This window comes from Streptosporangium sp. 'caverna' (genome assembly GCF_003203775.1).
Taxonomy (GTDB): Bacteria; Actinomycetota; Actinomycetes; order Streptosporangiales; family Streptosporangiaceae; genus Streptosporangium; species Streptosporangium subroseum.
This window is the reverse complement of sequence record NZ_CP029711.1, coordinates 3,281,837-3,306,044: the sequence shown is the minus strand read 5'-3', so window position 1 is coordinate 3,306,044 and position 24,208 is coordinate 3,281,837. Positions and strand designations below refer to the sequence as shown.

22 protein-coding genes are annotated in these 24,208 nt (G+C 68.9%); 2 read left to right on the top strand and 20 right to left on the bottom strand.

The features are described 5' to 3' along the window. Positions 1-121: 121 nt before the first annotated feature. Entirely contained in the window at positions 122-628 is a 507-nt protein-coding gene (locus DKM19_RS14615; protein WP_110696159.1) for a hypothetical protein, read from the top strand. A gap of 114 nt (positions 629-742) precedes the next feature. On the opposite strand, the gene whiA is transcribed toward DKM19_RS14615, so the two are convergent. The 6 genes from whiA to uvrA form a co-directional block, all read right to left on the bottom strand. After that, the gene (gene whiA / locus DKM19_RS14610; protein WP_089212700.1) at positions 743-1,723 is read right to left on the bottom strand and encodes a DNA-binding protein WhiA; all 981 of its coding nucleotides are present in this window, start codon (positions 1,721-1,723) and stop codon (positions 743-745) included. 96 nt (positions 1,724-1,819) lie between these two features. Then, entirely contained in the window at positions 1,820-2,737 is a 918-nt protein-coding gene (gene yvcK / locus DKM19_RS14605; RefSeq protein ID WP_110705719.1) for a uridine diphosphate-N-acetylglucosamine-binding protein YvcK, read from the bottom strand. 14 nt (positions 2,738-2,751) lie between these two features. Beyond that, complete coding sequence (gene rapZ / locus DKM19_RS14600; RefSeq protein ID WP_089212701.1) at positions 2,752-3,624, bottom strand: RNase adapter RapZ; 873 nt, start codon at positions 3,622-3,624, stop codon at positions 2,752-2,754. Continuing rightward, positions 3,621-5,726: an excinuclease ABC subunit UvrC gene (gene uvrC, locus DKM19_RS14595; protein WP_110696158.1), complete on the bottom strand. Its 2,106-nt coding sequence runs from the start codon at positions 5,724-5,726 to the stop codon at positions 3,621-3,623. Before uvrC ends, rapZ begins: the two co-directional genes overlap by 4 nt. 143 nt (positions 5,727-5,869) lie before the next feature. Beyond that, positions 5,870-6,283 carry a Rieske (2Fe-2S) protein gene (locus tag DKM19_RS14590; RefSeq protein WP_239514256.1) on the bottom strand — a complete coding sequence of 138 codons (414 nt, stop codon included), beginning with the start codon at positions 6,281-6,283 and terminating at the stop codon, positions 5,870-5,872. Between the two features lie 440 nt (positions 6,284-6,723). Beyond that, complete coding sequence (gene uvrA, locus DKM19_RS14585; RefSeq protein ID WP_110696157.1) at positions 6,724-9,564, bottom strand: excinuclease ABC subunit UvrA; 2,841 nt, start codon at positions 9,562-9,564, stop codon at positions 6,724-6,726. Positions 9,565-10,159: 595 nt separating this feature from the next. Here uvrA and DKM19_RS14580 point away from each other — a divergent pair. Further along, complete coding sequence (locus DKM19_RS14580) at positions 10,160-10,801, top strand: MBL fold metallo-hydrolase (protein WP_110696156.1); 642 nt, start codon at positions 10,160-10,162, stop codon at positions 10,799-10,801. 140 nt (positions 10,802-10,941) lie between these two features. Here the strand turns inward: DKM19_RS14580 and DKM19_RS14575 are convergent, their stop codons facing one another. The 14 genes from DKM19_RS14575 to DKM19_RS14515 all read right to left on the bottom strand — a co-directional run bounded on the left by DKM19_RS14575 (position 10,942) and on the right by DKM19_RS14515 (position 24,055). After that, positions 10,942-11,223, bottom strand: coding sequence for a hypothetical protein (locus tag DKM19_RS14575; RefSeq protein WP_110696155.1), 282 nt, complete (start codon positions 11,221-11,223; stop codon positions 10,942-10,944). Further along, positions 11,223-12,053, bottom strand: a complete 831-nt coding sequence (gene pssA / locus DKM19_RS14570; RefSeq protein ID WP_089212706.1) for a CDP-diacylglycerol--serine O-phosphatidyltransferase — start codon at positions 12,051-12,053, stop codon at positions 11,223-11,225. The genes DKM19_RS14575 and pssA overlap by 1 nt, the downstream gene beginning before the upstream one ends. Next, positions 12,040-12,687 (bottom strand): phosphatidylserine decarboxylase, encoded by a 648-nt coding sequence (locus tag DKM19_RS14565; RefSeq protein ID WP_110696154.1) that lies wholly within the window; start codon positions 12,685-12,687, stop codon positions 12,040-12,042. Before DKM19_RS14565 ends, pssA begins: the two co-directional genes overlap by 14 nt. Before the next feature lie 127 nt (positions 12,688-12,814). Beyond that, positions 12,815-13,807, bottom strand: coding sequence for a TerC family protein (locus DKM19_RS14560; protein ID WP_204358801.1), 993 nt, complete (start codon positions 13,805-13,807; stop codon positions 12,815-12,817). A 267-nt stretch (positions 13,808-14,074) separates the two neighbouring features. Beyond that, complete coding sequence (locus DKM19_RS14555; RefSeq protein WP_110696152.1) at positions 14,075-15,178, bottom strand: glycosyltransferase family 4 protein; 1,104 nt, start codon at positions 15,176-15,178, stop codon at positions 14,075-14,077. Next, positions 15,171-16,829, bottom strand: coding sequence for a murein biosynthesis integral membrane protein MurJ (gene murJ / locus DKM19_RS14550; protein ID WP_110696151.1), 1,659 nt, complete (start codon positions 16,827-16,829; stop codon positions 15,171-15,173). The genes DKM19_RS14555 and murJ overlap by 8 nt, the downstream gene beginning before the upstream one ends. Continuing rightward, entirely contained in the window at positions 16,826-17,692 is an 867-nt protein-coding gene (locus DKM19_RS14545; protein WP_110696150.1) for a hypothetical protein, read from the bottom strand. Before DKM19_RS14545 ends, murJ begins: the two co-directional genes overlap by 4 nt. 4 nt (positions 17,693-17,696) lie before the next feature. Then, positions 17,697-18,689, bottom strand: a complete 993-nt coding sequence (locus DKM19_RS14540) for a copper transporter (protein WP_110696149.1) — start codon at positions 18,687-18,689, stop codon at positions 17,697-17,699. Then, positions 18,686-19,897 (bottom strand): putative cytokinetic ring protein SteA, encoded by a 1,212-nt coding sequence (gene steA, locus DKM19_RS14535; RefSeq protein ID WP_110696148.1) that lies wholly within the window; start codon positions 19,895-19,897, stop codon positions 18,686-18,688. Before steA ends, DKM19_RS14540 begins: the two co-directional genes overlap by 4 nt. 134 nt (positions 19,898-20,031) lie before the next feature. Beyond that, on the bottom strand, positions 20,032-21,744 hold the full coding sequence (gene recN / locus DKM19_RS14530) for a DNA repair protein RecN (protein WP_110696147.1): 1,713 nt from the start codon (positions 21,742-21,744) through the stop codon (positions 20,032-20,034). Positions 21,745-21,833: 89 nt separating this feature from the next. Continuing rightward, complete coding sequence (locus DKM19_RS14525; protein WP_089212715.1) at positions 21,834-22,739, bottom strand: NAD kinase; 906 nt, start codon at positions 22,737-22,739, stop codon at positions 21,834-21,836. A 22-nt stretch (positions 22,740-22,761) separates the two neighbouring features. Beyond that, entirely contained in the window at positions 22,762-23,580 is an 819-nt protein-coding gene (locus tag DKM19_RS14520) for a TlyA family RNA methyltransferase (RefSeq protein WP_110696146.1), read from the bottom strand. Beyond that, the gene (locus tag DKM19_RS50625; protein WP_204358800.1) at positions 23,577-23,750 is read right to left on the bottom strand and encodes a hypothetical protein; all 174 of its coding nucleotides are present in this window, start codon (positions 23,748-23,750) and stop codon (positions 23,577-23,579) included. The genes DKM19_RS14520 and DKM19_RS50625 overlap by 4 nt, the downstream gene beginning before the upstream one ends. Next, entirely contained in the window at positions 23,747-24,055 is a 309-nt protein-coding gene (locus tag DKM19_RS14515) for an accessory factor UbiK family protein (RefSeq protein WP_110696145.1), read from the bottom strand. The genes DKM19_RS50625 and DKM19_RS14515 overlap by 4 nt, the downstream gene beginning before the upstream one ends. Between the last annotated feature and the right edge of the window lie 153 nt (positions 24,056-24,208).

The window sequence follows — 24,208 nt, the reverse complement described above, 5'->3', positions numbered from 1 at the left end:
TGGTTTAGACCACTGGGAGGGTCGGGTCGGTTCTTCCTTAACCCACGGACAGGTATCGCACCATTCAAGTAAAGTGCCCGACTCGTCACTGTAAACGCCTCCATTACCTCAAGGACCAGCCATGACGGACAACGATCCTCACTCAACGAACAGGCTCTTACCGGGCGTCCTCTCAGGTCTCGTCGCCATGGTCGTCGGCGCCGCCGCCTACGGCGCCTTCCTCGGCTTCAGCGGCTACGGGCTCGGATACGCCACCGTCGGCGTCGGCGTCCTCGTCGGGCTCGCCATGATCGCGGTCAGGCCCACGAGCCGGGTGCTGCCCCCGCTGGCCGCCTTCTTCTCTCTGGCCGGCGCCGTGCTCGGACAGATCGCCGGAGACACCATCCGCTGGGCCCAGGCGTCCGGCGTCGACTACGGCACGGCCGCCGGCGAGGTGCTCGGGCCCTTCCCCCAGCAGCTCAGGGAGCAGCCCGTCTGGATCCTGTTCTGGGTGATCGCCGCCTACGTGGGCTTCGGCTTCGTGAACAGCCGCGTCAAGTCCGCCCGCCAGGCCCTCGCCGTCTCGTCCCTCCCGCAGCGGGACGAGACCGAGTATGTGGACAACTTCGCCCCGAGGAAGCAGGCGTAGCCCTCCGGCCAAACCACCGGCCGACCAGGTGTGTGGCCCCTACGAGCGGAGAGCCGGCGCCCGGAAGGGGCGCCGGCTCTCCGTCGTTCACCGGCTTCGCCTGCGGTCTCCCGCCTACGGCGCCAGCATGTCCACCGTGAGGTTGGCCTCGGTGTTGGGGATGCCGATGTCCTGGGCGCGCTTGTCGGCCATGGCGAGCAGGCGGCGTATACGGCCGGCGATGGCGTCCTTGGTCAGCGGCGGGTCGGCCAGCTGGCCGAGCTCCTCCAGGGAGGCCTGCTTGTGCTCCACCCGGAGACGACCGGCGATCACCAGATGCTCGGGAGCCTCCTCACCGAGGATCTCCAGGGCTCGCTGGACCCTGGCACCCGCGGCGACCGCGGCACGAGCCGAACGGCGCAGGTTGGCGTCGTCGAAGTTGGCCAGGCGATTGGCCGTCGCCCGCACCTCACGGCGCATCCGCCGCTCCTCCCAGGCCAGCACGCTGTCGTGGGCGCCCAGCCGGGTCAGCAACGCGCCGATGGCGTCGCCGTCACGGACCACCACCCGGTCGACACCGCGGACCTCGCGGGCCTTGGCGTGGATCTTCAACCTCCGAGCCGACCCGACCAGCGCGAGCGCCGCCTCCGGTCCCGGGCAGGTGACCTCCAGCGACATCGAACGCCCCGGCTCGGTGAGGGAGCCGTGCGCCAGGAAAGCCCCACGCCACGCGGCCTCGGCATCGCAGGTGGCTCCCGCGACGACCTGGCGGGGCAGCCCGCGGACCGGACGTCCGTGGTTGTCGATCAACCCGGTCTGCCGTGCCAGCGCCTCCCCGTCGCGATAGACGCGCACCAGGTAACGCGACCCCTTGCGCAGTCCCGCAGGGGCCAGGACGAGCACTTCGGCCTTGTGCCCGAACACCTCGTTGATGTCCTTGATGAGCCGCCGGGCCGTGACATTGGTGTCCAGCTCCGCCTCGATCACAATCCGTCCGCTCACGAGGTGCAACCCGCTCGCGAACCGAAGGAGTGTCGACACCTCGGCCTTACGGCAGCAAGGCTTCAGGACCGGCAGCCGGCTCAGCTCGTCCTTCACCACACCTGTCATCGCCATGTGCGTTCGTCCTCCCCCATACAGACCCCCATGCGGCCCGAGATAAAAATCAGGCTCACAGAAGTTTCTCGCACTCCTGAGCACCGCTGACCAGGATCAACGCTTCTCACGGAAAATCTCGTCCAGGACGGAGGCAAGACGTTGTGCATCATGTCGCGGCGAACCGTCCTCGTCCGCAACGGAGGCCACGACGAGCCGCCCGCCGAGCTCGGCCGCGGCCTTCTCGAGTTCTTCCTGGTCGTCGGCCACCCCGGTGTCGGCGAGCACCACGTCGATCTCCAGGCCGGGGGCGTGCTGCCGCAGCACCTCCAGGTGCTTCTGGGGGGAGAAACCGTCCGTCTCCCCTGCCTGGGGCGCCAGGTTCAGTGCCACCAGGCGGCGCGCGCGGGTGCTGTGCAGCGCCTCGGCCAGCTCGGGCACCTTGAGGTGGGGCAGCACGCTGGTGAACCAGGATCCCGGGCCGAAGATCACCCAGTCGGCGTCCAGGACCGCCTGGACCGCCTCGGGACAGGCGGGCGGATCTTCGGGGACCAGCGAGATGGCCTGGACCCGGCCCGGGGTGAGCGCGCAGGCCACCTGACCGCGCACCGTGCTCACCTGGCCGTCCAGCTCCACCTCGGCGGCGATGTCGAGCGGTACGGAGGCCATCGGCAGCACTCTTCCGTGGGCGCCGAGCAGTCGCCCGACCCAGTCGAGCCCGGCGACCGTGTCACCCAGCCGTTCCCACAGCGCCACGATCAGCAGGTTGCCGACCGCGTGCCCGTGCAGGTCGCCCTCGCTGCGGAAACGGTGCTGGACGACCTCGCTCCAGGTCCGTCCCCACTCGTCGTCACCGCAGAGCGCGGCCAGGGCCATCCTCAGGTCTCCCGGAGGCAACACGCCGAGCTCTCGGCGGAGCCGCCCGCTCGATCCCCCGTCGTCGGCGACGGTGACCACCGCCGTCAGTTGGGAGGTGACCCTCCGAAGCGCGGTCAGCGAGACGTACAACCCATGTCCGCCACCCAGCGCGACGATCTTGAGACCTTCATTCACTCCCGGCCCACATCCCGATGACTCACCTGCACCTCCATGCCACCCCGGTCCCGCAGCCGGCCGCCGATCTGCTCGGCCATGGCGACACTGCGGTGCTTACCGCCGGTGCAGCCGACGGCGAGCGTGGCGTAGCTCTTGCCCTCGCGGGTGTAGCCGGAGGCGATGATGCCGAACACCTCGTCGTAGGCGTCGAGGAGCTCCTTTGCACCCGCTTGGTTGAGAACGTACTCCCGAACGGGGGCGTCGAGACCGTTCATGGGGCGAAGTTCGGGAACCCAGTGGGGATTGGGCAGGAACCGGCAGTCGACGACCAGGTCCGCGTCGACGGGCAGGCCGTACTTGTAACCGAAGGAGACCACGTTGACGCGCAGGCCAGGCCGGTCCTCGCCGCCGAAGAAGGCGACGATCTTGCCGCGGAGCTCGTGGACGTTGAGGTTGGAGGTGTCGATGACCAGATCGGCGTTCGCCCGGACCTCGCGCAGGATGCCGCGCTCGCGGGCGATCCCGTCGACCAGGCGGCCGTCTCCCTGAAGCGGGTGCGGGCGGCGGACGTTCTCGAACCGGCGGACCAGCTCCTCGTCGCTGGCCTCGAGGAAGACCACTCGCACGGCGACGCCGCGCCCTTCCAGCTCCTCGATCGCGGCGTTGAGGTCGGTGGTGAAGGCCAGGCTGCGCACGTCGACCACGGCGGCCACCTTGTCGGCGGCCAGCTTGACCCGCCCGGCCTCCTCGGCCATGGCGAACAGCAGACCCGGTGGCAGGTTGTCGATGACAAACCAGCCCAGGTCTTCCAGGGCCTTTGCGGCGGTGCTCCGTCCTGCCCCCGACATTCCGGTGACGAGGACGAACGCAGGCTCTCTTTCGCTCATGTGCTCTGCCCTTTCAAGGCCGACACGATCGTCTCGGCCGTCGATGGGCCGATCCCGGGAACCTCGCAGATCTGCGCCGCGGTCGCCTCCCGCAGCCGTTTTACCGACCCGAAATGCTTGATCAGCGCCTGCCTGCGGGCCGGACCAAGGCCGGGGACCTCGTCCAGAGCGCTTTCCTTCACGCTCTTCGACCGCTTGGAACGATGGTAGGTGATGGCGAAGCGATGAGCCTCGTCACGCACCCGCTGAAGGAGGTAAAGGGCCTCGCTGGACCGGGCGAGGATCACCGGCAGATCTTCACCGGGAAGCCAGACCTCCTCCAGCCGCTTGGCCAGACCGCAGACCGCCACGTCGTCCACGCCCAGCTCGTCCAGTGCCCTCCGAGCCGCCGCCGCCTGCGCGGGTCCACCGTCCACGACAACCAGGTTGGGTGGATACGCGAACTTACGTGGCCGGCCGGTCTCCGGGTCGATGCCCGGCTGGACGTCGAACTCGGCTCCAACCTCGACGTCAACCTTGGGTCCGGCCTCGACGTTCGGCCCGGGTCCGGCCTCAGCGTCAAGCACCGGTCCGGCCTCAGCGTCAAGCCCGCCGTCAAGCACCGGTCCGGCCTCCGCATCAGGCCTGGGCCCGGCCTCCGCGTCGGGTTCGGGTCCGAATCCGGCGTCAAGCCCGGGTTCGGCCTCGGCATCGAGCTCCCCGGTGGCGGAGCGCTCCTCCAGATAGCGCTTGAACCGGCGCGAGATCACCTCGTGGATCGAGGCGACGTCGCCCTCGGTGGACCGCACGGCGAACCTGCGGTATTCGCTCTTACGGGCCAGGCCGTCCTCGAACACCACCATGGAGGCCACCACGTTGGTGCCCTGGATGTGGGAGACGTCGTAGCACTCGATGCGGAGCGGCACCTGGTCCAGCTCGAGCGCGTCGGCGACCTCCTGCAGCGCCTTGCTCCGCGCTGTCAGGTCGCTGGCGCGCTTGAGCTTGTGCTGCTTGAGGGATTCCTTGGCATTGCGCTCGACGGTCTCCATCAGCGCCTTCTTGTCGCCGCGCTGCGGAACACGGATCTCCACCCGTGCCTTGCGGTGCTCGCTGAGCAGCTCCGTGACCGCCTCGACCTCGGGCAGCGGGACGGGCACCAGCACCTCCTTGGGCAGCGTCTCGGCGCTCGCGTCGCCGTACATCTGCAGCAGGAAATGCTCGACCAGCTCGCCTGGGCCGGCCTCCTCGACCTTGTCGACCACCCATCCGCGCTGGCCCCTGATCCGCCCGCCGCGGACGTAGAACACCTGGACGGCCGCCTCCAGCGGGTCCTCCGCCAGCGCGATCACGTCGCAGTCGGTGTTGTCGCTCAGCACCACGGCCTGCTTCTCCATCGCCCGTTGCAGGGCCTGGAGGTCGTCGCGCAGCCTGGCGGCCTTCTCGTACTCCTGCTCGACGGCGGCCTCGCGCATCTCGCGCTCCAGCCGCTTGATGAAGCGGCCCGTGTTGCCCGCCATGAAGTCGCTGAAGTCCTCGGCCAGCGCCCTGTGCTCCTCGGCGGTCACGCGGCTGACGCAGGGCGCGGAGCACTTGTCGATGTAACCCAGCAGGCACGGCCGGCCGATCTGCGCGGCCCGCTTGAACACCCCCGACGAGCAGCTCCTGATCGGGAACACCCGCAGCAGCAGGTCGACCGTCTCCCTGATCGCCCAGGCATGGGAGTAGGGGCCGAAGTAACGGGTGCCCTTGCGCTTGGCTCCGCGCAGCACCTGGACCCGGGGAAACTCCTCCCCCATGGTCACCGCGAGGTAGGGGTAGGACTTGTCATCGCGGTATTTGACGTTGAACCGCGGGTCGTACTCCTTGATCCAGGAGTATTCGAGCTGAAGGGCCTCGACCTCGGTGCCGACGACCGTCCAGTCGACGGCGGCGGCGGTCGTGAGCATGGTCTGGGTGCGGGGATGCAGCCCGGCGAAGTCCGCGAAGTAGGAGTTGAGCCGCTGGCGCAGGCTTTTGGCCTTGCCCACATAGATGACCCGGCCATCGGCATCCTTGAACCGGTAGACACCGGGCGATTCGGGGATCGACCCCGACTTCGGCCGGAAACCCACCGGGCCACCCATAGATCTCGCCACCCTGCAAGCCTATCGGCCTTCACCGACAGGATCCCTTCCTCGTTTCACGAGATCCAACGGCACCGCGTTTCACGAGATCCGCACGGCACCGCCGCCGGGATCACAGCCCGGCGGCGGTAGCACGGCCGTCCTCAGGCGAGGCTGATCGACTCGCCGGTGACCTTGATCGGCTTCTCGGCGAGCGGCTTGCTGGCCGGGCCGTTCGCCACGGAGCCGTCGGCGATGTTGAACTTGCTGCCGTGACACGGGCAGTTGATCGTTCCGCCCTCGACGGCCTCGACGTCGCATCCCTGGTGAGTGCAGACGGAGGTGAAGCACTTGAACTCCCCGGCCTTCGGCTGGGTCACCACGACCTTCTCGCTCTTGAAGATCTTGCCGCCGCCCTCCGGAATGTCACCGGTCTTGGCGAAACCCTCCGCCGCGGCGTCTCCCGCGCCCGAGTCGGCCTTGGGCGCGTCCGAGGTCGCAGGTGCCGCGGCACCGTCATTCCCACTGCTCGCGGACGTATCGCCGTAGCCCGTGCATGCGGTCAGCACAGCGGCCATCCCGACGCCTCCAGCGCCCAGCATTACCGCACGACGTGTTGTATCTGTCATGGTCACCCTCCCAGGTTCATCATCATTTAGTACGGCCAAACCCCCGATGACGGTTCAGCCTGTCGCAAGGCTTGTTGGGTGACTATGAAGAATTACGCCTTCGGCCGCTGTCCCTGGCGGTGACCGGGCTCGCATCCCCGGGCCCTCGTGCCCGTGCCCCGGTCTGCGCCGGCTGCCCGCCACCGCACGCAGGGACCCCCGGCCCGCCGCACCCGGTGAGCGCCCCTCGGCACACCACGGCCCTCCGCAGCGCCGGTCACATGCCCTCGTGCGGGCAGGCCGGAACCGTCTTCGCTGCTCACCGCAGCTTTTCTCGCAAGGTCTCCCCGTCGGGGACGGGTTCCCACGTCAAGGGTATTTGACCTGGGAACCCGGTCCCGAATCCGGTCTCAGCTGCCGAGAATCTTGCGCAGGAAGCGACCGGTGTGACTCTCCTCGACCAGGGCGACCTCCTCGGGCGTGCCCACGGCGAGCACGCTGCCGCCCCGGGAACCGCCCTCGGGGCCCATGTCGATCACCCAGTCGGCGGTCTTGATCACGTCGAGGTTGTGCTCGATGACGATGACCGTGTTGCCGCCGTCCACGAGCTTGCCGAGCACGCTCAGCAGCCGCCGGATGTCCTCGAAGTGCAGGCCGGTGGTCGGCTCGTCCAGCACGTAGATCGTCCGGCCGGTGGAGCGGCGCTGCAGCTCGGAGGCGAGCTTGACCCGCTGGGCCTCGCCGCCGGACAGGGTCGTGGCGGGCTGGCCGAGCCGGACGTAGCCCAGGCCGACGTCGTTGAGCGTCTTCAGGAAGCGCTTGATGGCCGGGATCGCGTCGAAGAAGTCGAGGGCCTCCTCGATCGGCATGTCGAGCACCTCGGAGATCGTCTTGCCCTTGTAGTGGACCTCCAGGGTCTCCCGGTTGTATCGCGCTCCGTGACAGATCTCACACGGCACGTAAACGTCCGGCAGGAAGTTCATCTCGATCTTGAGGGTGCCGTCTCCCGAGCAGGCCTCGCAGCGGCCGCCCTTGATGTTGAAGCTGAACCGGCCCTTCTGGTAACCGCGGACCTTGGCCTCGGTGGTCTGCGCGAACAGATCACGCACCTTGTCGAAGACCCCGGTGTAGGTCGCCGGGTTCGAGCGGGGCGTGCGGCCGATGGGCGACTGGTCCACGTGCACGACCTTGTCGACCTGGTCCATCCCGTTGACCCGCGAGTGGCGGCCGGGAACGGTGCGCGCGCCGTTCAGCTCCTTGGCCAGGGCGTTGTAGAGGATGTCGTTGACCAGCGTGGACTTGCCGGATCCGGACACGCCGGTGACCGCGGTGAACACCCCGAGGGGGAACTCCACGTCAACGCCCTTGAGGTTGTGCTCGCGGGCGCCCTTTACCGTGATCTGCCGCTTCTTGTCGCGCTTGCGACGGTGGGCGGGGATGACGATGTTCTTTCGGCCGGACAGGTAGGCGCCGGTCAGTGAGTCCTCGGAGGCCAGCAGGTCCGCCACCGTGCCGGAGACGACGACCTGGCCCCCGTGCTCACCCGCGCCGGGGCCGATGTCCACCACCCAGTCGGCGGCGGCGATGGTGTCCTCGTCGTGCTCGACCACGATGAGCGTGTTGCCCATGTCCCGCAGCCTGATCAGGGTCTCCAGCAACCGATGGTTGTCCCGCTGGTGCAGGCCGATGGACGGCTCGTCGAGCACGTAGAGCACGCCGACCAGGCCGGAGCCGATCTGGGTGGCCAGCCGGATGCGCTGGGCCTCGCCACCGGCGAGGGTGCCCGAGGCGCGGTTCATGGTCAGGTAGTCCAGGCCGACGTCGAGCAGGAAGCTCATCCGGGCGTTGATCTCCTTGACCACCCGCTCGGCGATGTGCATGTCACGGTCGGACAGCTTCAGCTTCGACAGGAACGCCGCGCAGTCACCGATCGACATGGCCGAGACGTCCGCGATCGAGCGGTCGTCCACCGTGACGGCCAGCGAGACCGGCTTGAGCCTGGCCCCCTTGCAGGCCGGGCACGGGATCTCCCGCATGTAGCCTTCGTATTTCTCGCGCGTGCCGTCGCTCTCGGACTCGGAATGACGGCGCTGCACCCAGGGGATCGCCCCCTCGAAGGTGGTGTAGTAGGAGCGCTGGCGGCCGTAGCGGTTGCTGTAGCGAACGTGGACCTGCTCGTCGTGCCCGTGCAGCAGCGCGTTCTGCGCCTTCTTGGGGAGCCGCTCCCACGGAGCGTCGATCTTGAATCCCATCGCGAGGCCGAGTGCCTCGACGAGGCGGATGAAGTAATCGCTGGTGTGACCTCCCGCCCACGGGGAGATCGCGCCCTCGCTCAGGGTCTTCTCCGGGTCGGGCACGATCAGGTCGGGGTCGACCTCCATCCGGACGCCCAGACCCGTGCACTCGGGACAGGCGCCGAAGGGCGAGTTGAAGGAGAACGAGCGGGGCTCCAGCTCCTCGAACGACAGGTCGTCGTAGGGGCAGTAGAGGTGCTCGGAGTAGAAGCGCTCGCGGTTCGGGTCGTCCTCGGGGAGGTCGACGAACTCCAGCGTGATCGTGCCGCCCGACAGTTGCAGGGCGGTCTCCACCGAGCCGGTGAGGCGACTGCTCGCGCTCTCCTTCACCGCGAGCCGGTCGACGATCACCTCGATGTCGTGCTTCTCCTGCTTCTTCAGCGTCGGCGGCTCGTCCAGCCGGACCACCGTGCCGTCGACGCGGGCCCGCGCGAAGCCCTTGGCCTGCAGTTGACCGAAGAGTTCGGCGTATTCGCCCTTGCGGCCCCGGACCACAGGGGCGAGCACCTGGAAGCGGGTGCCCTCGGGAAGCTCCATCACCCGGTCGACGATCTGCTCCGGGCTCTGCCTGGCGATCGTGCGCCCGCACTGCGGGCAGTGCGGCTTGCCGATGCGCGCCCAGAGCAGGCGGAGGTAGTCGTAGACCTCGGTGATCGTGCCGACGGTCGAGCGAGGGTTACGGCTCGTCGACTTCTGGTCGATCGACACCGCGGGCGAGAGCCCCTCGATGAAGTCGACGTCGGGCTTGTCCATCTGCCCGAGGAATTGCCTGGCGTAGGCCGACAGCGATTCGACATAGCGACGCTGCCCCTCGGCGAAAATAGTGTCGAAGGCCAGGCTGGACTTGCCCGAGCCGGACAGTCCGGTGAAGACGATCAGAGAGTCTCGCGGCAGGTCCAGCGAGACGTCTTTGAGGTTGTGTTCACGTGCGCCACGCACGATGAGGCGGTCAGCCACGGCAGTCCCGACGTCGATGTAGAAGGGTCAAAAGCAGTCGCGGGAAGGATAGCGATGGGGTCCGACATTTTCCGGAGCCTCGTCGGGGCTCAGGATTTCCCCGCCATCTCCAGACTACGGTCCTCCCCGGAGCGCGACGGGGCGTTCGTGGTTTCAACCACGTGAACACCGCCGTTTATGCCCGGCACACCCCCCACACCCTGGCACAACTGTCACATACTGCCCGCGTTGAACGTCCGGATATGCCCTGGCCGACGCCTGAACACACCCTGCCACCCGGCCTTGGACGGGATCACGAAGTGTGAAGGCGGATGTCCCGGACACGCTCCCGGCCGGACCAGCCACCTCCACCGGCCGTCCCAGCGCCACGCCGGCTCCCCTCGGCTCCGCCTCGCGGGCGAACTCGCCGAGGGCTCGCCGCCGCCGCGGAGCACGGCCGAACGACCATCGGCCACCGGCCGGGCTTAGGGTGATGCACGGGGACCATGGGCAACCGGCCCGCCGCGGCCGACACGGGCCGCTGCCCGCGCCGCCCGCCCCGGCCGGTCATGCTCGCGCCCCCTCGCCTTCCCGCCAATCCGCCCGAGGAGTATCCGTGACGTACACAGGTGACGTGCAGGTCGGCGGCCCCGCCGACGTGCGCGAACTGCCCGCCCTGACGATCGCCAAGCTGGCGGTCGGCCCGTTCGACAACAACGCCTATCTGCTCCGGTGCACCGCGACCGGCGACGGCCTGCTCATCGACGCCGCCGCCGAGGCCGACCGGCTGCTGGCGCTCATCGGCGAACAGCCGATCAGCAAGATCGTCACAACCCACCAGCACGGCGACCACTGGCAGGCCCTGCAGGAGGTCGCCGGGGAGACCGGCGCCACGGTGATCGCCCATCCGCTCGACGCCCCGGCTCTGCCGGTGCCGGTGGACCTGCAGGTCGAACACGGCGACGAGATCACCGTCGGCGCGGTCACCCTGAACGTGATCCACCTGCGCGGGCACACGCCGGGTTCGATCGCCCTGTACCACTCCGGCCACCTGTTCACCGGCGACTCGCTCTTCCCCGGCGGGGTCGGCAACACCAACAAGGATTCCGAGCGGTTCGCCCAGCTTTTCACGGATGTGTCGGAGCGGATCTTCGACCGGCTGCCCGACGACACCTGGGTCTATCCGGGCCACGGCAAGGACACCACGCTCGGCGTCGAACGCCCGTCCCTGCCCGAGTGGCGCGAACGCGGCTGGTGACCCTTCCCGTGCACGGAGAGTCCTCGTGCACGGTCATCGGCTCTTTTCCGGGCCCCGGGGGACGGATACGTTCCGCGTCAGGGCGTCGGCTCTTCGCGTACGGCCTGCTCTTCTCCGAGCACGGCCGGCGCCTGGAGGCGTCAGCCGTGCGTCCGGCCGCCGAACATCCGGAGGATCCGATCCGCCGCGCCGGACGGATCCTCCACCCGCTCAAAGACGTCGCCCCAGGACCACCGGTAGAACCAGCCCCCGGGTAGCGACACGCAGTCCACGGTCTCGCTGAACATCGCCGCGTCGGGATCGGCGACCCGCAGCGACGGCGGGCTCTGCCTGAGCGTCACGCTGATTCCCCTCAGCTCCAGCTCGCGGGCGAGCCTGCCGAGGAAGTAGGTGCGGGTGTGCTCACGCGGCCCGTCCGGCATCAGGTGATGCTCTCGGATTCCTTACGCTCCTTGCGCTTCTCCCGCTTGAACATCAGGACGCGCAACGGAATCGTGGCCACGATGGTCATCTGCATGATGGCCCCGACCTTGATCAAAGTGTCACCGCCGGCCAGGCCCGCGGCCCAGATCGTCAGGCAGGCGACGTTGATCATCATCCAGGCGAGCACGGCCGCGGCCAGGTTGCCCTTGGGCTTGGGATATTCGATCCGGCTCACCATCAGGTAGGCCACGCCGAAGATCGGCAGCACGGTCCAGATCGACGGCGGGAACAGCAATACGACGGAGACCACGGTCATGGCGCCCATCGGGATGGGCAGGCCCATGAAGTCGCCGCTCGTGGTCTTGACGCAGGCGAAACGCGCGAGCCGGATGACCCCGGCCAGCAGCACCGACGCCGCCGCGACCATGACCAGCAGAAACGGGATCTGCTGGTTGAATCCAGCCCAGATGACCACCATGAAGGCGGGCGCGAAGCCGAAGCTGATCACGTCGGCCAGGTTGTCCAGCTCGGCGCCCATGGCCGAGGCGCGGAACTTGCGGGCGACCAGGCCGTCGAACAGGTCGCAGATGGCACCGATCAGCAGCAGCACCACGGCGGTGCCGAAGAAGCGGGGGTCTGCCGCGAAGCCCTTGCCCTCCTGCAGCGAGCTGATGGCCGACCAGGCGAGTATGCAGACGGCCAGGAATCCGCAGAGAGCGTTGCCGAGCGAGAGAGAGTCAGCGGCGGAGAGACGAAAGGCCTTACCGACGGGTCCCCGGGGTTCGTCGTCGGTCTCGTCCATCGGCCAGCTGGCGTCAGCCGTGGTCAAGACCGGTCACCCCCGCAACGGTCTTATCGCCGACGGACACCGCGGGAGCGATCCCCTGGGGAAGGTAGACGTCCACGCGCGAGCCGAGCCTGATGAGCCCAATCCGCTCCGCCCTGCCCACCTTCGCACCGACGGTCACGTACGGCACGATGCGGCGCGCGACCGCGCCGGCTATCTGGACCAGCTCGATGTCGCCGAGCGCGGTGTCCAGATGCCACACGACCCGCTCGTTCGTGTCGCTGTCCTTGTTGAAGGCGGGCAGGAACCCCCCGGGCATGTGCTTCATCGAGGTGACCGTACCGGCCAGCGGTGCGCGGTTGACGTGCACGTCGAGTGGGCTCATGAAGATGGCCACCCTCGTACGGCCGTCCGGCCATGGGTCGATGCTCTGCACCACGCCGTCCGCGGGCGACAGGATCCGCCCGGTGCCGGGCGTGCGCTCGGGGTCGCGGAAGAACCAGAGCATGCCGCCGGTAAGCGCGGTCAGCGGGACCGCCGCCAGCGCCCAGCGCCGGTCACGGCGGCTGAGCAGCGATGTCACAGCGGCAGCGGCCGCGGTAGGAAGCAACCACGGGGAGACGCCACGTGCCAGCCGTACCCGGCCTGACTGGTGGCTTGCTGAATCGTGGGACACAGGGAACCTTTGTGATGTCTTGCGGCATTAGACCGGTATGTCTACCCGCGCTGGGGCAGGATGCTACCTATCTCTCAGCCCTTATATGGCGGAACGAGACAAGCAAAGCGTCTCACGCGCCAATCCGCTAGCCCTGTTTGGCACTCGCGGGGGTGGTGTTTCCCTTGCTTACACGTACGTCACGCCGGGCCTTGATCAGGCTGGCCACGGTGGTGATCACCATGGTGACACCAATGACCGACAGCGACATCCAGATCGGCACTTCAGGCGCCCACGAGACGCCGCTGGTGTGCAGCGCCTCCGCAATCAGCTTAACCCCGATGAAACCAAGGATGAACGCAAGACCGTAGCTCAGGTAGACCAGGCGCTGGAGCAGGCCGCCCAGGAGGAAGTAGAGCTGACGCAGGCCCATCAGGGCGAACGCGTTCGCGGTGAAGACGATGAAGGCGTCGGTGGTCAGGCCGAAGATCGCCGGAATCGAGTCGAGCGCGAACAGCAGATCGGTGGTGCCGATCGCGATCATCACGATCAGCAGCGGGGTCACCATGCGCCTGCCGTTGACCTTGACGATGACCTTGGAACCCACGTAGTCGTCGGTGTGGGGCAGCACCCGCCGGGCCCAGCGCAGGACCGCGTTCTCCGCGACCTCTTCCTCGTCACGGCCGTGCTGGCGGACGAGCTGCACGGCGGTGTAGATCAGGAACAGGCCGAAGACGTAGAACAGCCAGCCGAAGTTCGCCAGCGCCGCGGCGCCGATGGCGATGAAGATGCCTCGCATGACCAGGGCCATCAGGATGCCTACCAGCAGCACCTTGTGCTGATGGATCTTCGGCACCGCGAAGCGGGTCATGATGATGTAGAAGACGAAGAGGTTGTCGATGCTCAGGCTGTACTCGGTGAGATAACCGGCGAAAAACTGACCCGCTGGAGTCGGCCCGTCAAAAACCCAGAGAATGATGCCGAAAATTATGGCGAGCGCAACGTAGAAGCCAACCCAGAAGCCGGCCTGCTTCAAGGAGAACTCTCGAGGCTCACCCCGATCGACGATCCAGAGGTCGAAGGCAAGGACGACAAGCAGGCCGCCGATGACGGCGAACCATGCCCAGACAGGAACAGTCACAATTAACAACCCTCCGGCGGAATGCATGACAGACTGCCGGAGGTCTCTCCCGCCCGCGCGACATCTGCGTGGACCGACAGCCCCGGGGGCCTCGTGGGGCGAGGCAGCACCGTGATGACGAGACTGTCACGAAGGGATACTCCCCTCCTCAACTATGCCAGTATAGGCGTCCGGCATGGTCTCGCCTAATCCAACTCCGCGACGCAATCCCTTGTTCCGCTTGCCATACCGCTCGCGAGAGAGCACGTTGGAATCTTCGAACCGCCACTACAGAGCGCCGTAAACCGCCAGTACGGCCTCCAGCGCCCTCTCCTCTCCCGGTAGCTCTCGGCCCCGCCTGGCGGCCGCCTCGGCCAGGGCTCGGGTGAGGTCGTCGTCGGCGAGCACCCTTCCGATCGCGTCGCACATCGCGCCGACGTCTCCGTACGGCACCAGCAGCCCGGCGTCGCCCACCATCCCGGGGATCCCGCCCACCGCGGTGGCGATGATCGGTGTCCCCGCCCGCAGCGCCTCCTGCACGTTGAGCGGCTGCCCTTCCCAGCGGCTGGGCACCAGCAGGGCCCTGCTCACCCGGAGCAGATCCTCGACGTCGTTCCGGTTGCCCAGCAGCCGCACCGGCAGGTTCTCCCCGTCGATCCGCCCCTGCAACGCCTCCCGCAGCGGCCCCTCCCCCGCGACCAGAAACACGAGCCGCCGCGCGAGCTCCCCGGGGGGCCGACCCGAGGCGAGAGCGGCGGCGGCGTCGAGAAGGGTCTCCAGGCCCTTCTGCTGGGCAAGCCTGGCCACCGTGAGGAAGACGGCCCTGTCGCCCGTGCCGAGTTCCTCCCTGATCTCGCGCGGCTCGCGGTCCGGCAGGGCCGGCGCGGGCGCGGGGACGACGGCGGCCTCGACGTGTCTCGCGCCCAGCGCGGTCATTCGCTCCCCCAGATCGGGAGAGACCACCAGAATCCGGTCAGCCTGATGGGCGACGATCCGTTCGAGGACGCCGTAGATCGCGCCGATCGCACCGCTCGCGGTGGCGGCGTTGTGCAGAGTCACCACCAGGCCGGTCTGGGTCCCGGTCAGGGCGAGCGCGGCCAGGGCTCCGGCCCTCAGCCCGTGGGCATGCACGGCATGAGCCCCGCGCAACGCCCTGAGTGCTCGCACCGCCCGCAGGTCGTTGAGTGGATGAGGCCGGTCGGAGATCGGCACGGGCACGAACCGGGCCCCGAGACCGCCGAACCCGAATGCCTCCTCGGTGCTCGGAGGTCCGGCCACGACCACGCGATGTCCCCCGCGCACCAGCCCCCCGGCCAGCATGGCCACGTGCCGCCCGACCCCGCCCGCGCTCGTCCCCAGCACGAACGCCACGCGCGATCCCTGGTCAGCCATCCGACCGATTCCCTTCTGAAGTGGACACCCGCCGCAGCCGCCCCAGCATCACCCGGGCGTCGGGTCCGTCGATCAGGACGGCCACGGCCGCGAACACGGCCATGCCGACCACCGCCGCGCCTACCCCGACCACCACGCACTCCCATTTGGACACTTCACTGAAGACCGTCGTCACGGCCAGCCCGGCTCCCCAGGCTGCGACGCCACCGACCACGGCGGCGAGCAGGGCGCGCCACGTCCCGTACAGCGCGGTCGCCCCCCTGGCCCGGAACACGGCGAAACCCAGCAGCACGCCGCCCACTGTCATGCCGATCGTGCTGCCCAGCGCCAGTTGCCCCACCACCTCCGACGGACGGTCCGCGACGTGGGTGAGCAGGACCTGGGCTGCGAGCGCGATCCCCCATCCGATCACCGAGGCCGCGGCGGCCGACCGGCCCCTTCCGCAGGCGTACAGGACCCGAGCGAGGTGAAACAGAAGGGCGTATCCGATCAGACCGGGCGCGAAAAGCGTGACGGCCCTGGCCATCTCCGCCACCTCCACTGCCCCTCCGCCGGGCGTGCCCTCCAGGAAAACCCGGGACACGGGCCCGGCGACCGCCGCCATCACCCCGGCCGCGAGTCCCGTCACCAGCAGGACGACCCGCGTGGTGGAGGAGGTCAGGCCGTCGAAGCCGGCCGTGTCCCCGTCGGTGGCCCGGGTGGACAGCAGAGGGAAGGAACTGGTGGCGATCGGCACCACGAGCACCGCGAGGGGAAGCTGGTACAGCGCCCAGGAGTAGGTGTAGACGCCCACCGCCCCCTTCCCGCCCAGATCGTTGGCCAGGCGGACCACGATGATCAACGCCAGTTGTTGCGCGATCAGTACGGCGATGCCCGCGGTCGCGAGCCCCCGCGCCCGGGCGGCGACGCCCGGCGGGAAGGACAGTGAGGGCCGCAGGCGCAGGCCGAGCCCGGTCACCGGACCGATCACGGTGAGCACCATCGCGGCGGCGGCGATCGTGGCGCCGAGCGAGAGCGCCAGCTGTCCCGGAGTGGTGAGATCCGCCAGATCGTGGGCCCCGCCGTCACCGATCTGATCGAACACCAGGTAGGAGACGATGATGAGCAGGCTGGAGACCAGTGGTGCCAGGGCGGGACCCATGAAACGCCGGTGGGCCTGGAGCACGCCGTACAGGACCACCGCGAGCCCGAAGAAGATCATTCGAGGGGCGAACACGACGAGCATGCCTGTACCGACCTTGACGACCTCGGCCAGGCCGCACGGGTTCGGGTCGCCCACGAGCAGCGCGACGATCGGCCCGGCGAACACCATGATGAGCAGGGTCAGCGGCACCAGGGCGAGCACCACCCAGGTGAGCAGCGCCGAGGTGGTCCGGCTGACCTCGGCCCTGGCCTCGGGATCCGAATCCGCCCGGGACGCCGCCGAGGCCAGCACCGGCACCACCATCCCGGCCAGCGCACCGCCCGCCACCAGCTCGAAGACGATGTTGGGCACGTAGTTGGCGGTGTTGTAGGCGGTGCTCAGGCAGAGGTTGCCGACATTCTGCGACTGGAAGAGATAGCGGCTAAATCCGACAATTCGGGCCACCATGGTCACGATTCCGATGAGGAGTGCCGCCCCCGCGACCCCCTGCCCGACCTTGGTGATCATCGCTTTACGGGGGCCTGCTCCACAGGGCGACGGCCTAGCATGTCGATGCGATTGAGCACCGGGTTACCGGCGATGACCCGGGTGAAGCTGATTTTCTCCGAGGCGGCGGTCAGCGCGACCACGGTGCCGAGCACGGCCAGGCGTCCGGGGCGGCCCAGGGTGATGGTGGCCGCCAGGCCGACAAGCGCGCCCAGCGCGTTGGCCCCCGCGTCGCCCAGCATCGCCCGCTCCCCGAGATCCTCGGGCAGGAGCGCGGCCGCGGCGCCCATCGGAAGCGCGGCCAGGGCGGCCGAGACCGGGTCGTCGCGGTAGAGACCCATCGCGAGCACGGGCGCACCGGTGAGCAGGCCGACCTTGACGGCACGGCCGGGCCGCAGGTCGAAGAGGTTGGCCAGGTTCGCGCCGCCGGCGACCAGCGCACCGTTGATCACGGTGTCGACGGGGCCGCGGGAGGTGAGGGCGGCGGCGGCCAGGCCCGTCACGCCGATGCCGAGGATCTTCACCGCGCCGCTGGTGACCTCGCCCTTGGCCAGAGCGCTCAGGTGTCCCTTGAAACCCTTGGACGACGTCGCGCCGTACAGGTCGTCGTAGGCGCCGAGACCGCCGCTGCCGGCCACGGCCAGCAGCACGGCCGCCCGGACCCTGGCGGGCAGACCGGGGATCACCGCGGCGGCCGCACCGGCGCCAGCGACGAAGGCCGGACCTTCGAGCAGGGTGATCGGCTCACCCCGGTGGTTGGTCCGGGTCCAGGTCTCCACGTCACCGACCGGCGGCTTTCGGGTGAATGCCGTATACGCGGCACGTGCGGCCGCCGCTCCGAGGAGGGCGCCGGCCAGGGCACCGAAAAAAGCGCGACGAGCCATCGGGTCATCCTCCGGAGGTGGCCGTAGTGGCCGTGGGGGCCGGGGTTGCACTGGGCTCGACGCCCGAGGCACCGGGGCCGATGCCGTACTGACCGGCGAGTCCGGACAGTTGCTCCCGCAGAGCGTAGACCACAACGACCCGGCCTGCGGGCATATCGGCGGTGTCGACGGTGGAGACCCTCTCCTCGAAGGAGGTGTCCTCGCGGAGTGCGGTGATGGTCCCACCGGCCGCGGCGGCGCTCTGCGGACCGACCAGCACGGCCCCCTGACCGGCCTCGTCGAGGCCGAGGGCCATCGCCACGATCGCACCCGCCTGCTCGGCCGCGATCGCCTGCTCGGCGGCGGTCTCCCCCACGTACGGCTCGGCCGGAGCGGTCAGCACGGCCAGATCCGCGTGTTCGGCGGGTTTGTCGGTGACGGTGAGCAGCCCGCCACGCTGGAAGGCGTCAAGGACCTCGGCGGCGGCCGGATCTTCCTTGCCCACCTGCGCGGGGTCGCTGGTCAGAATCGCGCTGGCGAGCACCGCGGCCGCCTTGTCGTACGCCGTGCCCGCGACAGGGAAGATCATCTCTGCGGGCTTGGCCGCGGTGGCCAGCTTGTCGACGAAGGCCGACTGGCTGACGTCGACGTATCTGTCGGCCAGGGCGACCCGGCCGGTCACGGTCGCCCCTGCCTCCAGGATCACCTGCTGCACGGCCTCGCGCATGGTCGCCGTGGTGCCCGGGGACTCCACGATCACGACGCGCTTGCCGATGAGCTCGTCCTTCACGAGTTTGGGGGTGTCGGCGAGGATGAGGGCGTCATTGGCCGCCCCGCGCTTCTGTAACACCTGCAAATCGTCGCGGAGCGCGGTGTTTCCCTCGCGCAGCTGGTTGGCAAGGGTCTCGGCCGCGTCTATGGCCGGCTCCTTCAGCAGGGTGGTGCCCAGCACGATGCCCACCGAGAGCGCAAGAAAGATCGCAACGATGGAGACGAGGTGATAGCGGAAATCGATCACGAGAAGAGTCCGACCAACCAGAAGATGAAGCCGTTCCAGACGTCGCGGACACTGTCCAGCCAGATCTTGCCCACCGGAGAGACGATGATCGCCACCCCCATGGTGATCAGCGTGGTGGCGACGAGCAGGAGCAGGGACGGAGTGGAGATCCGGCTGCGATAGAGCCGGCTGACGCCCTTGGCGTCGACAAGCTTGCTGCCCACCCTCAGCCGGGTGAGGAAGGTGCTGGCCATCCCCGAGCGGCCCTTGTCGAGAAACTCCACCAGGGTCGCGTGGGTGCCGACGGCGACGATCAGATCGGCGCCCTTGTCGTCGGCGAGCAACATGGCGATGTCCTCGCTGGTGCCGATCGCGGGGAAGAGCACGGCGGTGCGGCCTAGTTGCTGGACCCGCTCCAGGCCCGGCGCCCTGCCGTCCCGGTAGGCGTGCACGACCAGCTCTGCGCCCGAGAGGAGCACCTTGGTGGAGACCGAGTCGAAGTCGCCCACGATGATGTCCGGCATGTAACCGGCCTCCATCAGCGCGTCGGCACCTCCGTCCACCCCGATCATGATCGGGCGGTACTCCCGGATATAAGGGCGAAGGGCGGCGATGTCCTCCTTATAGTGGTAACCACGCACCACGATGAGGACGTGACGCCCTTCCATCACGGTCCGGATGTCGGGCACGCCGACTCCGTCGATGAGGAGGTCACGCTCGCGTTTGATGTATTCCATCGTGTTCGCGGCGAACGCCTCGATCTGGACGGTCAGCCCGGCCCGCGCCTCGATCATCGCGGCCTCGATGGACTCGACCGTCTGCACGTCGCCCTTGCCGACCGCCTCGTCGTCGAGGTAGATGACGCCCTCGTGCACTCTGACCAGGTCGCCGTCCTTGATCCGCTCGAACAGCTCGGCGGTGGCGTTGTCGACGAACGGCACCCCGGCGTCGACGATGATCTGCGGGCCCAGGTTGGGGTAACGGCCGCTGATACCCGCGGCGACGTTGACCACGCCTGCCACTCCGCACGCGACAAGCGCCTCCGCGCTCACCCGGTCAACGTCAACGTGATCGATAATCGCGACTTCCCCCGACCTGAGACGCTTGGTCAGCCCCTTGGTCCGCCGATCGATTCTCGCCACTGCCGTCACCCCGGGAAGGTCCGTGACCTTCCTACGGCGGAGGTAACCGTTGAGCTTGCGTTGAAGCCCTTCAATCGGCACCTTCATTACGACCATCCTGCCAGAGTGAACGACCGGGGAAGCCAAGCACTCGGCGGCGTGTCAGATTCGTCACCGAGATCCCCCAGCGATCCTGCTCCCCCAGAGCGGCCCAAATAGTCCTTACCGTCACACCCTGCCAATCACGCCTTGTCGGCGGCCGCGATCGCGAGGAGCTCCTCCGCGTGCGCCCGGCCCAGCTCCGAATCCTCAAGGCCGGCGAACATGCGTGAGAGCTCCCGCGCCCGGCTGTCCTTGTCGAGCGCGATCACCCCGCTGCGCACCACGCTGCCGTCATCCGCCTTCTCCACGACCAGATGCTGGTCGGCGAAGGCCGCGACCTGGGGCAGGTGGGTGACGACTATCACCTGGGCGGTGCGGGCCAGGCGGGCCAGCCGACGGCCGATCTCCACCGCGGCCTTACCGCCCACACCCGCGTCGACCTCGTCGAACACGAACGTCGGCACCGGGTCCGCCCCGGCGAACACCACCTCGATGGCGAGCATCACCCGGCTCAGCTCACCGCCGGAGGCGCCCTTGTTCAGCTGCAGGAGGGGCGAGGCGGGATGCGGCGCCATGCGCAGCTCGATCTCGTCGACGCCGTGCGCGGCGAAGTCGGCGGCGGCGGCCACGATGACCACCACCCGAGCGTGCGGCATGGCCAGCGCCGTGAGCTCCTCGGTGACGGCCTGCCCGAACCGCTCGGCGGCGGCCGTCCTGATCCTGGTCAGCTCGGCGGCCAGCTCGGTGAGCCGTACGGTGAGCTCCTCGTACTCACGGGTGAGCTCGCCGATGCGCTCGTCGTCGCCCTCGAGCTCGGCGATGCGCAGCGCGGCCTTCGCGGCCCAGGCGAGCACCACGCCGGTGTCCTCGCCATATCTGCGGATGACGTGGGTGAGCACGGCCTGACGCTCCTGCACCACCGCGAGCCTGCCCGGATCGGCCTCGACCGACTCGGCGTAGGCGGCCAGATCGGTGGCGACATCGGAGATCAGGTATCCCGCCTCGGCGAGCCGGTCGGCGATTCCGCCGAGCGTCGGGTCGAATTCGCGCACCGCCTCCACGGCCGTGCGCGCCTCGCCCACCAGCGCGATGGCGTCCTGCATGGCCTGCTCACCGGACATCGGATCGCCGAGCAGCGCCCGGTGCGCCGTCTCCGCCGCGTTTCTGAGGGAGTCGGCGTGAGAGAGCCGCTCCTGCTCCTCGCGGAGCTCGGCCTCCTCACCCGGCTTGGGGTCGGCCTTCTCGACCTCGCCGAGCCCGAACCTGAGCTGGTCGGCCTCCTGAGCCCGCTCCCTGGCCTTGGTCGTGAGCTCGGCCAGCTGGTCTGCGATCTTCTTGTGCCGTTTGTAGGCCTGCTCGTAGGCGCGCAGCGGCTTGACCAGCTCCTCGCCCGCGTAACGGTCGAGGGCCGCACGCTGGCGACTGGGCTGGAGCAGCCGCTGCTGGTCCATCTGACCGTGCACGGCGACAAGATCCTCAGCCAGGTAGGTGAGTGTCCCGACGGGGACCGTACGCCCGCCCAGCCAGGCGCGGCTGCGCCCCTCGGCGGAGATCGTGCGCGAGATGATCAGCTCGCCGTTCTCGATCTCACCGCCCACATCCTGGACCTGCTGGGCCACCCGGCCAGCCGGGTCGACCAGGAGTGTGCCCTCGACGGTGGTCTTGTCCGAGCCGGGGCGAACGCGGGCGGGGTCGGCCCGGCCGCCGAACAGCAGCCCCAGACCGGTCACCACCATGGTCTTTCCCGCACCTGTTTCACCCGTGACCACGGTGAATCCCGGTGATAGCACCAGGACGGCCTCGTCGATCACGCCGAGCCCTTGGATGCGGACCTCCTCGACTCTGGGTCGCACTGGTCCCTCCCGTCACATCGAATTCACCGAACATCAGTGCGGTGCGCGGGCACGATCCTACGCTCTTGAGGCGCGGATCGCCGGACACACTACTGCCTCACACGGCCATGCCATCCCTGGACCGGAAGGTTGAACTTGGCGACCAGCCTGTCGGTGAACGGCGCTCCGGTGTCCTCCAGGCCGTGCAGCCGCGCCAGCCGTACGGGCACCTCGGCCCGGCGGACCTCGACCCGCGCCCCGGCCGGCAGGTCGTACCTGCGGCGACCGTCACACCACAGCACTGCCCCCGCCGTGTGCGGCTGAACCTCCAGCGCGAGCCTGGAGCGGGGGGAGACCACCAGCGGCCGGGCGAACAGCGCGTGAGCACTGATCGGGACCAGCAGCAGCGCCTCCACCTCGGGCCAGACGACCGGCCCTCCGGCTGAGAAGGCGTACGCGGTCGAGCCGGTCGGCGTGGCGCAGATCACCCCGTCGCATCCCCAGCGCGACAGCGGCCGCCCGTCGATCTCGGCGACCACCTCGAGCATCCGCTCACGCTTCTCCACGGTGGCCTCGTTGAGCGCCCAGGTGTCGGCCAGCACCTGACCGTTGAGACGGGCGGTGACCTCGATGGTCATCCGCTCCTCGACGTCGTAGCGGCCGTCGACCACGGAGTCGACCGCGTCGGCCAGATCCTCCACCTCGGCCTCGGCCAGGAAGCCGACGTGTCCCAGATTGACGCCCAGCAGCGGCACCCCGGCCGGACGGGCGAGCTCGGCGGCCCGCAGGAGGCTCCCGTCGCCGCCGAGCACGATCATCATCTCCGTGTCCTCGACCGCCGCCGACCCCGTGGGCACCACGTCGACGCCCGCGCACGCGATCTCCTCGGCCTCGGCCTTCAGAACCCGGACGGCCAGCCCCGCCTTCAGAAGCCTGCCGATCACCATGCGAGCGCTGTCGACGGCCGCCCCCCGCCCGGTGTGGGCGGTGACCAGCACCGTGCGCTTAGCAGTCATATTCCACTCCTGGTAGCCACAACTACTGGGGGCCTTCCGCTACCGCTCGCTCGACCTCGGCGGCGAGATCCGCAACCGGAGGAGCGCCTTCTCCCTTGCCCAGCCAGATGACGTACTCCACGTTCCCCGCCGGACCCGGCAGCGGGCTCGCGGTGACACCCCGCACGGTCAGGCCGAGCGTCTGCGCGGCTTCGGCCACATCCTGTACGGCTTGCGCCCGCAGCTCGGGATCCCGGACCACCCCGCCGGCGCCGACCCGCTTCTTGCCGACCTCAAACTGGGGCTTGACCAGCATCGCGAAGTCGGCATGCTCGGCGGCGCACTCGGCCAGGGCGGGCAGCACCAGGCGCAGCGAGATGAAGGAGAGGTCGCCGACGATCAGTGTGGGCGGCTCGCCGACCATGTCAGGGGTCAGGTTCCTGACATTGACCTGATCCATCACCGTGACCCTCTCGTCGGTCTGCAGCGACCACGCGAGCTGGCCGCGCCCGACGTCGACGGCGAGCACGTGCGCCGCGTCGTTGCGCAGCAGCACGTCGGTGAAGCCGCCGGTCGAGGCTCCGGCGTCCAGGCAGCGACGCCCCGCGACGGTGAGGCCCCGCGGCCCGAAGGCCTTCAGCGCGCCGAGGAGCTTGTGCGCTCCCCGCGACACGTAGTCGGGCCCTTCGGCGGCTTCTGAGACCACGATCGCCGAGGCCGTGTCCACCTGGGTCGCGGGCTTCGCCGCCAGCTGACCGCCGACACTGACCCGACCGGCCTCGATGAGCTGGGCGGCCTGTTCCCTGGATCGGGCCAGCCTCCGGCGCACAAGCTCGCTGTCGAGACGGATCCGCCGGCTCACCGGCGCCGGTCCGGGGTGTCGTCCACCGAGGCGAGCGCCTGCTCCAGCCCGGTGAACACCTCCTCGAACACGCCCACGTGCGCCGACACGGGCAGAGTCCCGAGCTGGGCGAGCCCGCCCAGCGCGGCGTCCGCCCGCTCGTCGCCTGTCTCTTCCGGCAGGTCTGTCATGCGCCCCCTCCGGAGGTGCTCTTCGCTGTCTTGGTCGTCCCACGGGCACGCGGCGCGCGAGCCGCCTTGCCCGTAGATTCCCTGACCGTATCGGAACCCGAGGCGCTCGTCGCCTCGACGGCGGCAAGCCTGGCCTCCAGCTCCGCCACGCGGCTCCGCAGGCGGTCGACCTCCTCGGCACGAGCCAGATCGAGCACGCCGAACAGGCGGCTCACCTCGGCCTTGACGATCTCCTCGATCTCCCTCCGATTGGCCTTGCTCACCGCGACGAGCTCTCCGGCCAGCTTGTCGACCTGGTCGGACATCTGGGACAGACCTGCTTCTCCAGAAGTGAGCAAATCGCGAACTATCGCATGTGCCCTGTTCGTTGTCATCTCCGTAAGGCCGGTAACCTCTCGCACATACCCCCGCAATGCTTCAAACGCCATGGCAGACGCCCCCTTTCCGGCACACCCCCG